The organism is Arthrobacter sp. C2 (assembly GCA_024207135.1).
Lineage (GTDB): Bacteria > Actinomycetota > Actinomycetes > Actinomycetales > Micrococcaceae > Paeniglutamicibacter.
In genome coordinates this window covers 3,188,367-3,204,519 of sequence record CP042428.1, presented here as the reverse complement: position 1 = coordinate 3,204,519, position 16,153 = coordinate 3,188,367, and the positions used below count along the sequence as shown (strand labels likewise).

Here is a 16,153-nt window from a genome sequence, read left to right as displayed (position 1 = left end):
GAGGGACCGGTTCCATTTCACTGGAGCCGATCCCTCGACGTTTATTCGCATTCCCCACAGCGGCCGGGGGCGCTGGGCCCGCCGGAAGTATCAGGTGCCGAAAGTGCTACTTGGACTTCGAGCGCGACTTCTTCGCCTGGGCTGCGTGGTAGGCAGCGATTACATCGGCCTGCAGACGGCCGCGGGCGTTGACCTTGACGTTGTTCTCCTTGGCCCAGGCGCGGATGGCCGGAGCTTCCTTCGGGGTGAACTGCTTCGAGGTGCGGGCAACCTTGATGTAGGGCTTAAAGGCTTCACGGAAAGCTTCTGCATTTTCCTCATTGAGGTCAATTTCATAGTGCTGTCCGCCGATGCCGAATACGATGGATTCTACTGCCTCGGAACCGTCGATATCATCAATCAATGCTATTTGGACCTGACGTGCCATTACCGTCTCCTTGCTGGGGTGGGAATTCGCATGAACCAATTAACGGTATTGGCCCATGCTCGCACTCATATCATAAACACAAGTAAGCGTCATTCAGCAAGTGGAAATAGAGATAATGGGCTAATTATCAGCTTTCGGGCTTTTGTTGTCCTTGGCCTGTGCCGCCAATTTAATTTGTTCCTCGACTTCGGCTTCCGCTGCGCGCTCCGTGCGATCCACGTTGGATACAGCACGGATGGCAAACCAAAAGACCAGGGCAACAACAATGGTCGGGACAAGCGCCTCGATATACGGCATTTAGGCCTCCGGCTTGAGCAACGGAAAGAGAATGGTTTCGCGGATCCCGGTGTCGACAAACAGCATGACGAGGCGGTCGATGCCCAGCCCGATACCGCCCATTGGCGGAGCGCCATATTCCAGCGCACGCAGGAAGTCTTCGTCCAGCTGCATGGCCTCGTCGTCGCCATCCGCGGCCATGCGGGACTGCTCGGTCAACCGCTCACGCTGGATCACTGGGTCAATCAGTTCGGAGAAGGCAGTGCCGCGCTCCATGCCGCCAATGATCAGGTCCCAGGCCTCGATGACGCCCGGCTTGCTGCGGTGCGGGCGGGCCAGCGGCTGGGCAGCCGGCGGGTAATCGTAGACGAAAGTCGGATTGATGAGAGTCGGTTCAACGATTTCTCCAAACAATTCAATGACCAGCTTTTCAGCATCCCATTTTGGATCGACTTTCACTTCATGCTTCTGCGCAATTTCGCGCAGTGTTTCCGCAGAAGTCTCGGGGGTGATTTCCTGGCCCACTCCCTTGGAGAGACCCGGGTACACACCAAGCCATGCCCATTCCCCGTCCAGGTCGATGGTTCCCTTGGGGGTCTCAAGCTGGCGGCCGGCACCCACGGCGTCGGCCGCATTGAGGATGATTTCCTGGATGCGCTCGGCCATCACGAACTGATCTGCGTATGCTTCGTAGCATTCGAGCATCGTGAACTCCGGGGAGTGCGTGGAGTCCACACCTTCATTGCGGAAGATCCGACCCATTTCGAACACGCGGTCAATACCGCCAACGACGGCGCGCTTGAGGTACAGCTCGAGGGCTATGCGCAGGGTCATTGGCTGGTCAAATGCGTTCAGGTGGGTCTCGAACGGGCGCGCGGAAGCGCCGCCGTGGACCAGCTGCAGCATCGGGGTCTCAACCTCGACATAGCCGCGGGAGTGCATGGTGTCCCGCACCGAGCGGGTGATCGCCGCACGCTTGTAGACCATTTCACGGGCTTCGTCACGCACGATCAAGTCCGCGTAGCGCTGGCGAACGCGGGTCTCTTCGTTGAGCTCGGCGTGCAGGACAGGAAGGGGACGCAGTGCCTTGGACGCCATCTTCCAGTCGGTGGCCATGACCGAAAGCTCGCCACGGCGGGAGGCAATGACCTCACCGGTGATCAGCACGTGGTCGCCCAGGTCCACCAGGGACTTCCAATCAGCCAGCTTATCCTCGCCGATGTTGGCAAGCGAGAGCATGGCCTGGAGCCGGGTGCCGGCGCCCTCGGGCCCGCCCTCCTGCAAGGTGGCGAAGCACAGCTTGCCGGTATTGCGCATGAACACGATGCGCCCGACGATGCCAACGGTCACACCCGTTGCGGTGTCCGGAGCCAGCTCGGGGAATTGTTCCCGGATTTCATGTAGCGAGTGAGTGCGCGCGACGCCCACTGGATAGGCTTCGTCTCCGCGGGCCAACAAAGCGGCACGCTTGTCCATGCGCACCTGGCGCTGGTCGTTGGTCTCGGCAGGGCTGGCTACTGGGGCAGTTTTTTCGGCAGTCACAATAGCCAATTCTAGTCCGAATAATCTGAGCGCGGGCTGAGAGGTGTTCAGCAACACCCCGACGCCATTTTCCTGCGCAGAATAGGATGGAGGAATCATGGAAGAAAACATTCTGCGAACCTCCGATGGCGGCTCACTGGCTCTGTATTCATATGGCGATCCGCAAGCTCCCGGGCACCGTCGGATCCTGGTTGTCGGCGGAGCGTTCTTGACCGCATTGATCTATCGTCCGTTTGCCGCGGCCCTCGGAGCCAGGTTGGGCGAGAACTGGACGGTGGACGTATACGACCGCCGCGGGCGTGGCAATTCGACCGAGCAGCCTGCGGACTACTCCATGGACACCGAGATCGCAGACGTGGCGCTCATGCTCGAACACACCGGGGCGCAAAGCCTCTTTGGGCACTCCTTGGGCGGCGCCGTGGTGCTCAATGCAGTGCGCAGGTTCCTGGACCCCGGGGCGAAGGGCGATGGCCCGGTTCCCGCGCGCCTGGCGGTCTACGACCCGGCCATCAACCTTGACGCCTCCATCGACACGACGTGGCTGGATGCTTTCTCGGACGATGTGGCGGCGGGGAGAAACAGTCGAGCCCTGGCACGTATGCAGCGCGGCATGAAGTTTTCACCCACCCTGGGGAAGATTCCCGAGCCAATCCTTGCCGCGCTGCTGGCAGGGACTTCCCGAACCAAGGCCGGCAAGCTGGCCCGCACAATGCTGCCCAGCGGGGTGGGCGAGCTGAAGGCCGCACTTGAGGAATCGCAACCCGCAAGCGGATTCTCGATCCTGCCGGAAAATACTCGCTTCATGGCGGGATCCAAAAGCGCGAAGTACTTCCGTTCGACCGCACGGAAGCTGCATGAGGTGGTCCCGGGATCCACCTACCTCGAAACCCCCAAGGGCATGCACGGGTCCGTTCCGGCTGCGTTCACGTCGTTGCTCGACGACATCGGCGACTACTTCACCCGGCCATAGTCGCCGGAACCAAGAATGCTGCCGCCGTCCATCCCGGATGGGAACGGACGGCGGCAGCATCGGCGGTCACCAGATCTTGACGCGATCCTCCGGATCCAGCCACATGCCGTCTCCCGGCTTGGTGCCGAAGGCATCGTGGAACGCATCCATGTTCTTGGGTACCTGGTTGCAGCGGAATTCGCCCGGAGAGTGCGGGTCCGTGGTGATGCGGGTGATCATGGTCTCCGGGCGGGACAGCGTGCGCCAGCATTCGGCCCACGAGTAGAAGAAGCGCTGATCCCCGGTCAGCCCGTCAATGACCTCGTCGGTGTCCATCCCGCGGGCCGCCATGTCGAGCTTGTAGGCGGTGTAGGCGATGCCGAGACCGCCCAGGTCGCCGATGTTCTCCCCGAGCGTGAGCTTGCCGTTGACGTGGTGTTCCGGGGCTTCCGGGGGCACCAACACATCGTACTGGTCAACGAGCTTGCCGGTGAGCTTTTCGAAGGCCTCCCGGTCCTCGTCGGTCCACCAGTTCTTCAGTTCGCCGGTCCCGTCGAACTGCGAGCCCTGGTCGTCGAAGCCATGCCCGATCTCGTGCCCGATGACCGCACCGATGGCCCCGTAGTTGGATGCAGCGTCGCGATCGGCGTCAAAGAACGGTGAGCGCAGGATGGCAGCAGGGAAAGCAATCTCGTTCAGCAGCGGGTGGTAATACGCGTTGACCGTCTGCGGGTACATGAACCACAGTTCTCGATCCACACCATCATCGATCTTTTTCAGTTCGCGCAGGAATTCGAATTCGTTGGCCGCGGCGATATTGGAAATGACATTGTCCGCCACCGTCGAAATGCCGGAGTAGTCGATCCACTCGTTCGGGTAGCCAATCTTCGGGCGGAACATCGACAGCTTTTCCAGTGCCTTGTCCTTGGTTTCCGGGCTCATCCAGGAAAGCTCGCCTATGGACTGGCGATAGGCGTCAATGAGGTTGGCCACCAGAGCATCCATCTCGTCCTTGCTGCGTTGTGGGAAGTGCTCCGCAACGTAGAGCTGGCCGATGTCTTCGCCGACAGCACCTTCGGTGAATGCCACCCCGCGCTTCCAGCGTTCGCGTAGTTCCTGCACCCCTGCGAGCTTCGCGGAGTAGAAGGAGAAGTTTTCATTCACGAATGCGCTGGAGAGGTACGGTGCGTTTGAGCGGATCAGTTGCACGGCCAGCCAGTGCTGCCAGGAGGCGAGGGGTTCGCTGCCAAGGACCTGCTCAAGACCCTTGAGATAGCTTGGCTGCCACACGTCGACCTCGGCGAAGTACTTCTCCTCGATTCCTGCACCTTCGAGCCACCCAGCCAGGGACGGGATGTGTTCCAGCAACTCTGCGGCCGTCATGAGGTTGTAGCGTGCCTGGGCGTCGCGGCATTTGACCCTGTCCCAGTGGTGGGAGGCCAACGCGGATTCCAGCGCGACAACGTCCCGCGCCGCCGTCCCAGTGTCGGTCAGCTCTCCCAAGGACAGCAGCCTGCCCAGGTGCTCCTGGTATTCGCCCAGGAGCTCCGCGAATTGCTCTTCACGGTAGTAGGACTCGTCCGGCAAGCCCAGGCCGCCCTGGATCAGGGTCAGCAGGTTGCGTTCCGGAGATCCGGCATCTGAGCTGGCCCCGGCCTGGATGAAGCCGGAAACGCCTCGGCGGAAAAACGATCCGCTCAGCGCGAGGAGTTCTGCGATGTTAGTGGTTTCGTAGATGGCCGCCAGGTCGGCGCGGATCGGTTCGACTCCACTAGCCTCGATGCGCTCTTCGTCCATGAAGCTGGCGTAGAGGTTGGCGATGCGCTCCTTGCGCCCATCCACGGAGCCGTCGGCCGCTTGGCGGTTTTCCGCGGCTGCCTCGATGATGGCTCGGACAGCGGCCTCCGAATCGTCTCGCAGCGCCATGAAGGAGCCGTAGCTGCCTTGGTCGGCCGGGATCTGTGCACTAGAGAGCCAGGTGCCGTTTGCGTGGCGATACAGGTCGTCCTGTGGCCTGACGCTTTCGTCGCGGTGGTTCTCGCTGAGTTTCGGATCCCCGGCGTTGGTAGCAAGTGACGAATCGGTGCTCATTGTGGTCCTATTCCATTCATCCATACGCGTGCAGCTGGAGCCGCAGCAAATCTGCCTCATCGCGACCTAGTTCCTTGCACCAGGTCGAGGAGGGAAAGACGCGGGCGGCGACGCGTAGCGTGTTCTGCGTCTCAAGAACTCACTTTACGCGTCTGAAACAAGAATTTGACATAATTTTGCGTGGTTATTCCGATGGTGAAATAGCCCGCGGGAAGTGCCGCTGCGGAACCGTCAATCGAGACCAATCAATTCACGGAATCATGGAGCGACTGGGGCCATGCACTGCTCAACGGCCAACGCTCGTGGCCTCACGCAATTGGTGGGCTCGGTGCACAGAAAGGCGTACAGAGTTATCCACCGAAGCTGTGCATAACTTTTGGCCGGATTCGTTGGGTGTTGGTTTCCCTGGTTCCTGCGGTGCCGGCCGGCGGTGCCGGTCCTTAAGCGGGTGCGGCCCCCGGCGGGTGCCGGGGGCCGGGAACGGGCGTTAAGCATCGGAACCCCCAAGCCACAGGCTTGGGGGTTCCGGGACAGGGTGTCCGGCGGTGACCTACTCTCCCACACCCTCCCGAGTGCAGTACCATCGGCGCGGTGGGTCTTAGCTTCCGGGTTCGGTATGGGACCGGGCGTTTCCCCCACGCTATGACCGCCGTAACTCTAGCCACGCACTGCCCGGAGGTTCTCCGGGGGCGTGAAAAATGGGTTACGACCACAATAGTGGTTGTTGTGTTGTTGTGGTTCCGCGACAACAAGGGTTGTTGTTTCGGGACCGCATAGTGGACGCAGCGTATCTTGCCAACCACCCCAGGGGGGTGGTGTGGTGTTTGTGGTTGAAGTTGTCGGCCTATTAGTACGGGTCAGCTTCACGAGTCTTTGGTCCTCGCTTCCACATCCCGCCTATCAACCCAGTGGTCTGGCTGGGGGCCTCTCGCCACACAAGGTGGCGTGGAAATCTCATCTTGAAGTGGGCTTCCCGCTTAGATGCTTTCAGCGGTTATCCCTTCCGAACGTAGCTAATCAGCGGTGCACTTGGCAGTACAACTGACACACCAGAGGTTCGTCCGTCCCGGTCCTCTCGTACTAAGGACAGCCCTTCTCAAATTTCCTGCGCGCGCAGCGGATAGGGACCGAACTGTCTCACGACGTTCTAAACCCAGCTCGCGTACCGCTTTAATGGGCGAACAGCCCAACCCTTGGGACCTACTCCAGCCCCAGGATGCGACGAGCCGACATCGAGGTGCCAAACCATGCCGTCGATATGGACTCTTGGGCAAGATCAGCCTGTTATCCCCGAGGTACCTTTTATCCGTTGAGCGACGGCCGTTCCACAACGTGCCGCCGGATCACTAGTCCCGACTTTCGTCCCTGCTCGAGCTGTCGCTCTCACAGTCAAGCTCCCTTGTGCACTTACACTCGACACCTGATTGCCAACCAGGCTGAGGGAACCTTTGGGCGCCTCCGTTACTCTTTAGGAGGCAACCGCCCCAGTTAAACTACCCATCAGGCACTGTCCCTGACCCAGATCATGGGCCGAAGTTAGGTGACCGGTACAGCCAGAGTGGTATTTCAACGATGACTCCACCCGAACTGGCGTCCGGGCTTCAACGTCTCCCACCTATCCTACACAAGCTGCACCGAACACCAATACCAAACTATAGTAAAGGTCTCGGGGTCTTTCCGTCCTGCTGCGCGTAACGAGCATCTTTACTCGTAGTGCAATTTCGCCGAGTTCATGGTTGAGACAGCGGGGAAGTCGTTACTCCATTCGTGCAGGTCGGAACTTACCCGACAAGGAATTTCGCTACCTTAGGATGGTTATAGTTACCACCGCCGTTTACTGGGGCTTAAATTCTCAGCTTCGCCCACAAGGGGCTAACCGGTCCTCTTAACCTTCCAGCACCGGGCAGGAGTCAGTCCGTATACATCGTCTTGCGACTTCGCACGGACCTGTGTTTTTAGTAAACAGTCGCTTCCCCCTGGTCTCTGCGGCCCACACCCGCTCCGGAACGCATGGTCCCATCACGGGGCAGGCCCCCCTTCTCCCGAAGTTACGGGGGCATTTTGCCGAGTTCCTTAACCATGATTCTCTCGATCGCCTTAGTATTCTCTACCTGATCACCTGTGTCGGTTTGGGGTACGGGCGGCTAAAACCTCGCGTCGATGCTTTTCTTGGCAGCATAGGATCACCGAATCACCCCCCAAGGGGGGCGCCTATCGGATCTCAGGCATCATGAGTCACGGATTTGCCTATGACTCGCCCTACATCCTTGGACCAGGTCAATTCCATTGCCTGGCTCGGCTACCTTCCTGCGTCACACCTGTTAATACGCTTACCTCCCTGGTTCGGGTCCCACGCCGCACACCCGGTACCGCTCCCGAAGGAACGATGGTGGGCACTTGGGGTGGTTAGCATCACCAGGTCAATATGGGCGGTTTTTCGCCGGTACGGGAATATCAACCCGTTGTCCATCGACTACGCCTGTCGGCCTCGCCTTAGGTCCCGACTTACCCAGGGCAGATTAGCTTGACCCTGGAACCCTTGATCATTCGGCGGACGGGTTTCTCACCCGTCATTCGCTACTCATGCCTGCATTCTCACTCGTGTGGGCTCCACCGCTGGTTTACACCGCGACTTCACTGCCCACACGACGCTCCCCTACCCATCCACACGGCTGGACCACGAAGGCCTGCCAAAAATATGAATGACGCAACTTCGGCGGTGTGCTTGAGCCCCGCTACATTGTCGGCGCGGAATCACTTGACCAGTGAGCTATTACGCACTCTTTCAAGGGTGGCTGCTTCTAAGCCAACCTCCTGGTTGTCTTCGCAACTCCACATCCTTTTCCACTTAGCACACGCTTAGGGGCCTTAGTTGGCGTTCTGGGCTGTTTCCCTCTCGACTATGAAGCTTATCCCCACAGTCTCACTGCTGCGCTCTCACTTGCCGGCATTCGGAGTTTGGCTGACGTCAGTAACCTTGTAGGGCCCATTAGCCATCCAGTAGCTCTACCTCCGGCAAGAAACACGCAACGCTGCACCTAAATGCATTTCGGGGAGAACCAGCTATCACGAAGTTTGATTGGCCTTTCACCCCTACCCACAGCTCATCCCCTCCATTTTCAACTGAAGTGGGTTCGGTCCTCCACGCGCTCTTACACGCGCTTCAACCTGGCCATGGGTAGATCACTTCGCTTCGGGTCTAGATCACGCCACTGACTCGCCCTATTCAGACTCGCTTTCGCTACGGCTTCCCCACACGGGTTAACCTCGCGACGTAACACTAACTCGCAGGCTCATTCTTCAAAAGGCACGCTGTCACCCCAACAAGGAGGCTCCAACGGATTGTAAGCGCACGGTTTCAGGTACTATTTCACTCCCCTCCCGGGGTACTTTTCACCATTCCCTCACGGTACTTGTCCGCTATCGGTCATTGGGTAGTATTTAGGCTTACCAGGTGGTCCTGGCGGATTCAAACGGGATTTCTCGGGCCCCGTCCTACTTGGGATGCTCTCACAAAGCGGCGGAACGCATTCGCACTACGGGACTCTCACCCTCTATGGTCCGGCATTCAAGCCGATTCGCCTATGCGCCCGCACCTCACTTCACCAGTCCGGCAGAACTGGTATGTAAAAGTCCCACAACCCCGACCATGCAACGCCCGCCGGCTATCACACATGGCTCGGTTTAGCCCCATCCGCGTTCGCTCGCCACTACTAACGGAATCACTTTTGTTTTCTCTTCCTGCGGGTACTGAGATGTTTCACTTCCCCGCGTTCCCTCCACGCAGCCTATGTGTTCAGCTGCGGGTCGCACCACATGACATGGTGCGGGGTTTCCCCATTCGGAAATCCTGGTCTCAACGTCCGGTTATCGACTCCACCAGGCTTATCGCAGATTCCCACGTCCTTCTTCGGCTCCCAATGCCAAGGCATCCACCGTGCGCCCTTAAAAACTTGACCACAAACAAGGGTCAAAAATTTACATGAGCTTCATACATACAATCGAAAGAACCAAGAAACACACACCGCGAACGATGCGCATACCAGGTTCAATAATTCATAAGAAATTGCTTATGCAAAACAAGGACAAAGTCCCTGCTTCACAAGATGCTCGCGTCCACTATGCAGTTCCCAAACAACAACCCCGTCGCACCCACCACCCACACACCCGCAACAAAGGGGAACGTGTCGGCTTAGGCCATGCGCGGGAACACTGAAAAAACAAAACCCGATCCCGCAAGGGGACCGGGGCCTGTTGTTTCAGGACCCAACAGTGTGCCAAAGACCACCCGCGCTCACCGATGGTCCCCGTTCCAGCCACCGGACAAGTCCGGAAGCGTACTAGAAGACCATCCACCAGCGATGGACGGCCGTGATTTGTTGATATTCCACCCTTGAGCACTCGCCCACCAACACAAGTGGTGGATGCGAGCAGCACTGAACACCCGCAAGGGAAACACTGTGGAATCCCTGCCTGGTGCTAGTTGCTCCTTAGAAAGGAGGTGATCCAGCCGCACCTTCCGGTACGGCTACCTTGTTACGACTTAGTCCCAATCGCCGGTCCCACCTTCGACGGCTCCCTCCCACAAGGGGTTAGGCCACCGGCTTCGGGTGTTACCAACTTTCGTGACTTGACGGGCGGTGTGTACAAGGCCCGGGAACGTATTCACCGCAGCGTTGCTGATCTGCGATTACTAGCGACTCCGACTTCATGGGGTCGAGTTGCAGACCCCAATCCGAACTGAGACCGGCTTTTTGGGATTAGCTCCACCTCACAGTATCGCAACCCATTGTACCGGCCATTGTAGCATGCGTGAAGCCCAAGACATAAGGGGCATGATGATTTGACGTCGTCCCCACCTTCCTCCGAGTTGACCCCGGCAGTCTCCCATGAGTCCCCGCCTTTACGCGCTGGCAACATGGAACGAGGGTTGCGCTCGTTGCGGGACTTAACCCAACATCTCACGACACGAGCTGACGACAACCATGCACCACCTGTGAACCAGCCCCAAAGGGGAAACCGTGTTTCCACGGCGGTCTGGCACATGTCAAGCCTTGGTAAGGTTCTTCGCGTTGCATCGAATTAATCCGCATGCTCCGCCGCTTGTGCGGGCCCCCGTCAATTCCTTTGAGTTTTAGCCTTGCGGCCGTACTCCCCAGGCGGGGCACTTAATGCGTTAGCTACGGCGCGGAAAACGTGGAATGTCCCCACACCTAGTGCCCAACGTTTACGGCATGGACTACCAGGGTATCTAATCCTGTTCGCTCCCCATGCTTTCGCTCCTCAGCGTCAGTTAATGCCCAGAGACCTGCCTTCGCCATCGGTGTTCCTCCTGATATCTGCGCATTTCACCGCTACACCAGGAATTCCAGTCTCCCCTACATCACTCTAGTCTGCCCGTACCCACCGCAGATCCGAGGTTGAGCCTCGGACTTTCACGATAGACGCGACAAACCGCCTACGAGCTCTTTACGCCCAATAATTCCGGATAACGCTTGCGCCCTACGTATTACCGCGGCTGCTGGCACGTAGTTAGCCGGCGCTTCTTCTGCAGGTACCGTCACTTTCGCTTCTTCCCTACTGAAAGAGGTTTACAACCCGAAGGCCGTCATCCCTCACGCGGCGTCGCTGCATCAGGCTTTCGCCCATTGTGCAATATTCCCCACTGCTGCCTCCCGTAGGAGTCTGGGCCGTGTCTCAGTCCCAGTGTGGCCGGTCACCCTCTCAGGCCGGCTACCCGTCGTCGCCTTGGTGAGCCATTACCTCACCAACAAGCTGATAGGCCGCGAGTCCATCCCTGACCAACAAGTCTTTCCACCAAGGACCATGCGGTCCACGGTGCATATCCGGTATTAGACCCAGTTTCCCAGGCTTATCCCGAAGTCAGGGGCAGGTTACTCACGTGTTACTCACCCGTTCGCCACTAATCATCTTGTGCAAGCACAAAAGTCATCGTTCGACTTGCATGTGTTAAGCACGCCGCCAGCGTTCATCCTGAGCCAGGATCAAACTCTCCGTAAAAAAATACAGACACAACCAACACGACCCTGGAAAAAGGGTTGCGGGTTGCACCAAGTAAAAAAATCCCGGCAAATTGCCCCAGGCGCCCACACGGGGGTGCGGACCCTGAAACCATTCACCAATAAAATAAATAAATTGGTATCAACAAACTTGGCACACTATTGAGTTCTCAAACAACAGACGCTTCCAACTTCCACGACCCGGACTGACGTTTCCTGCCGGCGCTTCGCTCTGGAGCAACTTGTCTACCTTACCCCACCGCGTGTCCCGACGCAAATCCACCGTTTCCGGCCCGACCTGGTCTAGCATGCGATTCCCGCCGTACTTTTTCCGGCGCACGAAGGCACCGGGAAAATACTGGGTGGGGGTTTTGGTAGAGATTTCGGTCGCCCGGCGATTCTTCCAGCGGCTTTCCCGCTGTGTCCCTCGCGGCGACTTAGAAAACTATACACACCATTTCCCACCACCGCAAATCGACGCTTACCTGCACTGATTCAGCAAAGAACCCAAGCAAACAAAGGGAAGGCGCTCCCGCCGCGGCACCCAACCAGGCCAATCGGCGGAAACAGAAGGAAGTGATCCGCGCCATGCTGACACCCCCGTAATCCAAAGCAAGCAGCTGCACGAATCTGGACGATTGATAGCTCGGCACGGTTTCATCCAGCTAAAGCAAGATTTTCGTGGCCAACAGGCTGAACAAGAACCAAGCAGGACACCGCCTCATCCATTGTTAGGTTGTCACCGAACTCTGGGTTCGACCCGGTGCGTCGAAAGCAGCCATGGTCCTCCAGCTCCGATCTGAACCCCGCGACGATACAGCAATGTAAGCAAGAGAGCACTGAAGTCGTAGCGGCAAGTCAGCTTGGGCTTCACGTCGGTAGCAGATTACCGGGGATGGCGATCAGGATCCTGCGCGCGTGCTCTTCCCTGACCATCCCAGGGGCCGTCGCTACTGGCCGCATGTTCGCCTGCGCTATTTTCGGTACGCGCCATACGCGCATCCGACACTTGCTCAAGGTTGCAACGAAGTGCGGTTGACTCGGCGTGGGCTAGTGACGCCCTTTTGGCGCCGAGCTCCGAGCTCCTTCCCGATCATGAGTTAGCCGCGTCGCCGAACTGCTGAGACGATCCCTCATGCGTCCCTGACCATGGAGTTCCGGTCATAAGGAAACCCGACACCAACGGCAGCGACTCCAGCGCCGCTCTGCCATGATTCTCAGCTGGATTGACGACCGCGGCATAAATGGCGGATCTACACCGAGAGTTCCCGGTAACTACTACCGCGGGCATCCTGCCACATCAAGACAGAAGTAGAACTTGGTCCCTCCCTGTTCCCGAGGCTTCCCACGCCGGCGGCTAGGGTGTTCTGCATTCGGAAGCAAAACAGTTATGCGGCGCGGCCTGGCAATGGAGCGGTACCTACTGCGGCGTCGATGCACAATCCTCTCGGTTGTTGTCGACTGTGGTCTGAAGCATGGATAGCATCGGGATCATTTGGCTTCCGCTGTTCCTGGCCGAACAATGCATTCTCCCCGCTGCCTCCTTGCAGCCACCCTTTGCTTCGGTCCATCTCTGCGGTGAGCTCTGGCCGCAAGAAGGGATTCCACGCACCGCGGCTGAGTCCCGTGGATTCCTCTCTAATCGGGCAGGATGATGCATTTAGGCCCCGGCAATATCGTAGATCCACAAATTCACGAGCTGGACCCCTCAAGCCGGAACTAGTCGTGCAAGCCGCTTTGACGCAGCACCATTGGTTACCGGAGAGGGATCTTCTTGGGGAACTTCATGGCCGGCGAGATATGCCAGCTTGAACTAGGGCATCAGCAGGCAATACGCGAGCAGACGCCAGACCGCCAATGGCGATCTTCGGCAGGCTGCCGGAGACACCGCCACAATTGGCATATTTCGGGCCGCCACCGTCTGGGCCGGCGTATCACCTGATTCCTGGCCTGCACCGCGCGTTGGTTGCCCCGCTGGACAAGGTGATCGTGCAGATGAAAACTTGTTTTCCTCATTGATTGAATATTTGCCCCTGTGGGAGCCAGCAATATTGCGGGTGGGGACCATCCCGGGAAAACGCGAATATCCTCCATGGGAGCCACCAAGGGCATGTCTGGAAGCCACCTTGCCGTCGACGGGTGGCCGCGGCCATGCCGGGACCCAGCCGGACCGGGGACAGACCGGTTGCCCATGACAATTCGATCGGCGTTACAACAATGCTTCGGAGCAGCATGGCTGGTTCAATCCTGCCGGCGTGGCACCGCCATTGCCGGGACCCACCACCGGAAAGTGCCTGCGCACGCTGCGTGGGCGAAGGCCACGCAGCCGCGGCCGGACGGTGTTCCCCCCGCAGTGTCTTCAGGCGGGCCGGCGCCTACGGTCCGGCACTTCGTCCACGACGAAGCGGTCATGGGGCGGATCATCTACAACGCCCTCTGGATCGGTGTCGGAAGCTGGAACATGCAGGTGAAGATCGGCACCGTTCAACATTCGTGGATCCGTTGGGGCAGGTGGCTCCCATCCGGGCAGTTGCTGCCCCCAACGGCAATATCGCTGGCACCCAAGCACAATAATGGGTGGCCCCCAAAGCGTCGAATACTCATTGATGCCTGAACTGCCGAACTGTATTGTGCAGGGATTGCGTGTCAGGGCTAACCAGTGCTTCAGGGTTGAACGCCTCCAGCGGCGAAGCTCAGCTCGGTGGTCCTTGATTCGAGGATCGAGGACATGCTCGAGGGAGAGGGCTGTCGGCGGATGGCGGTACTTGGGGGCCCAACGCGGGGAAGCGCAAGATTGTCTGTAAGCGGCCATGAGGAAATGTCCACCTGCGGCCACGGCTTAGCTCACATTTGGCCGCAACCCAATGGACATCCGTGTGTGGTCCAATCCCTGCCACGGACTTTCAAGCGTCCGAACAGAAAACTTCTAAATTTGGCATTGGATCGGCACCAATATGGGCCGTGCCTGTCAGGGCCGGGACACACCTAGCCTGCGACTCGCTTCGATCGGCATTCGCTGCCGAACCGGGGAAATACGGTTCGAGACGTACAGGACGTTTCGATCTTCCGTTGTCCCACCGAGCGGTGGGCACGCAATCGTAGCTGGACCCCACGTGTCCCGGGAACGAATCGAAGCCCCAGCCACCTGGGGATTCGAGCTTTTGGGCTGACTGACCGCCAGCAGGCCACCCTCGTGGCCGGGCATGGAAAATATGGTGGTCTCAGGATGGCCACCAGTGGGCATATTTCCAAGGCCACTAACAACAGTTGCCTCTTGCGGTCATCGGCGCTGCCAGGGGGTTTCTCAATGCGGCTCACCTGAAGGTCACGTCCGATCACCACGGATGAAAGCATCACGATGCCCTTGGGGTGCGCCTACGAAAAGCCAGTCCCTGGGCGCATAGACCTGCGCAATATGGGTTGGGTGTTGGTTTCCCTGGTTCCTGCGGTGCCGGCCGGCGGGGCTTATAGGACAGAAAGTGTGTCTGTGAGGGGCCTGCTTCCCAACGGTAGCGCGGCAGAACGGGGTTTCTTATAGCCTTGGGCCATTAACCGTGAATGGTTCTGGAAAATCGAAGCACTGTGATGTATGCGGATCTCGGCTGAAACGCAATGGAAAGACGACCGCCGGGACCCAACGCTGGAGATGCATTGACTGCGGAGCCAGCAGCGTCCGCAAACGTAGCGACCTAGCCCGCAAAGCCGAACTGGACCAGTTCCTGCAGTGGCTCATGGGCAAGGATTCCCAAGCAGAGATCGGCCCCGGTGGCGGTCGGACCTTCCGCCGCTCCACGCAGTGGTGCTGGAACATCGAACCCGTGGTCGCGGTGACCGGCGAGATCCACGGCCAGGTCCAGATGGACGGCATCTACCTGGGCCGGGGCTGGTGCTGCCTGATCGCGATCGCCGACGGGCACGTCATCGGCTGGCAGTGGTGCGACACGGAAAAGTCGGCCGCCTGGCTGGCGCTGATGGAACTGATCCCGGCCCCGCGCGCGGTGGTCATCGACGGCGGATCGGGGCTGGCCTCAGCCCTGTCTCGGGCGTGGCCCGAGACCAGAATCCAGCGCTGCCTGGTCCATGTCCAGCGCAACGTTCGCACCTACCTGACGTTGCGGCCGCGCACCGATGCCGGGCGGGCCCTGCGTCGTATCTCCCTAGCGCTGACGCGGCTGAAGACCACCGAAGAGGCCGCCGCCTGGGTCCAAGTGCTGAACCAGTGGAATACCGAACACGGGGACCTGATCAAGCAACGCTCCTACCAACAGGGGCCCGCAGGCTTCCGGCCGGCCGGGGTCCGTTCAAATCAAGCCTGGTGGTACACGCACGACCGGCTGCGCAAGGCCTACCGACTGATGGAACGTCTGGCTAAGAATGGGCACCTGTTCACGTACCTGCATCCTGAACTCATCGACGTTGGTGTCGACTCGACGACCAACAAGATCGAGGGTGGGGTCAACACTCACCTGCGCGCCTTGTTGCGCAACCACCGTGGGATGCGGCCAGAACATGCCAAACGCGCTGTCGAATGGTGGCTCTACACTCACAGCGAGAAACCTGCCGCACCGCACACTCTCATCCGTCCCGAACATCTGAAGCCGGCACCCAAGGCAATACATGAGGAAGAACAGATCGGACCGGAAACGTTGGGCACCGGATTCAGTCCGGAGGAAGGGCTTTGGGCCAGGAAGGGATGGGCAGGTCGGCCCTGCTAAACCGTGCCCTGACATGAGAAAGCCCCGGGTGACACACCCGGGGCAGACACACTTTTTGTCCTATAGGCCGCCGGCGGTGCCGGTCCTTAAGCGGGTGCGGCCCCCGGCGGGTGCCGGGGGCCGGGAACGGGCG

General features: G+C 59.2%; 6 protein-coding genes and 3 rRNA genes. 2 read left to right on the top strand and 7 right to left on the bottom strand.

Going from position 1 to position 16,153, the window contains the following annotated elements; all coding sequences use genetic code 11:
- Window positions 1-106: 106 nt before the first annotated feature.
- The 3 genes from FPY90_RS14835 to lysS form a co-directional block, all read right to left on the bottom strand.
- Window positions 107-427 carry a histone-like nucleoid-structuring protein Lsr2 gene (locus FPY90_RS14835; RefSeq protein WP_071214548.1) on the bottom strand — a complete coding sequence of 107 codons (321 nt, stop codon included), beginning with the start codon at window positions 425-427 and terminating at the stop codon, window positions 107-109.
- A 120-nt stretch (window positions 428-547) separates the two neighbouring features.
- Window positions 548-724, bottom strand: a complete 177-nt coding sequence (locus tag FPY90_RS14830; protein WP_209905819.1) for a hypothetical protein — start codon at window positions 722-724, stop codon at window positions 548-550.
- Window positions 725-2,179, bottom strand: coding sequence for a lysine--tRNA ligase (gene lysS, locus FPY90_RS14825; RefSeq protein WP_498685602.1), 1,455 nt, complete (start codon window positions 2,177-2,179; stop codon window positions 725-727).
- Between the two features lie 163 nt (window positions 2,180-2,342).
- Between lysS and FPY90_RS14820 the strand changes: the two genes are divergently transcribed.
- Window positions 2,343-3,215 carry an alpha/beta fold hydrolase gene (locus FPY90_RS14820; protein ID WP_498681804.1) on the top strand — a complete coding sequence of 291 codons (873 nt, stop codon included), beginning with the start codon at window positions 2,343-2,345 and terminating at the stop codon, window positions 3,213-3,215.
- A 66-nt stretch (window positions 3,216-3,281) separates the two neighbouring features.
- On the opposite strand, the gene FPY90_RS14815 is transcribed toward FPY90_RS14820, so the two are convergent.
- The 4 genes from FPY90_RS14815 to FPY90_RS14800 form a co-directional block, all read right to left on the bottom strand.
- Window positions 3,282-5,285 (bottom strand): M13 family metallopeptidase, encoded by a 2,004-nt coding sequence (locus FPY90_RS14815; protein WP_498681802.1) that lies wholly within the window; start codon window positions 5,283-5,285, stop codon window positions 3,282-3,284.
- A gap of 537 nt (window positions 5,286-5,822) precedes the next feature.
- A 5S ribosomal RNA gene (rrf, locus tag FPY90_RS14810) occupies window positions 5,823-5,939 on the bottom strand.
- Between the two features lie 173 nt (window positions 5,940-6,112).
- Window positions 6,113-9,244: ribosomal RNA gene (locus tag FPY90_RS14805) — 23S ribosomal RNA — on the bottom strand.
- 535 nt (window positions 9,245-9,779) lie between these two features.
- Window positions 9,780-11,306 (bottom strand): 16S ribosomal RNA (locus tag FPY90_RS14800).
- Together the 16S, 23S and 5S rRNA genes form the textbook arrangement of a ribosomal RNA operon.
- Before the next feature lie 3,553 nt (window positions 11,307-14,859).
- Here FPY90_RS14800 and FPY90_RS14795 point away from each other — a divergent pair.
- Window positions 14,860-16,020, top strand: a complete 1,161-nt coding sequence (locus FPY90_RS14795) for an IS1249 family transposase (protein ID WP_498681800.1) — start codon at window positions 14,860-14,862, stop codon at window positions 16,018-16,020.
- The last annotated feature ends 133 nt before the right edge of the window (window positions 16,021-16,153 follow it).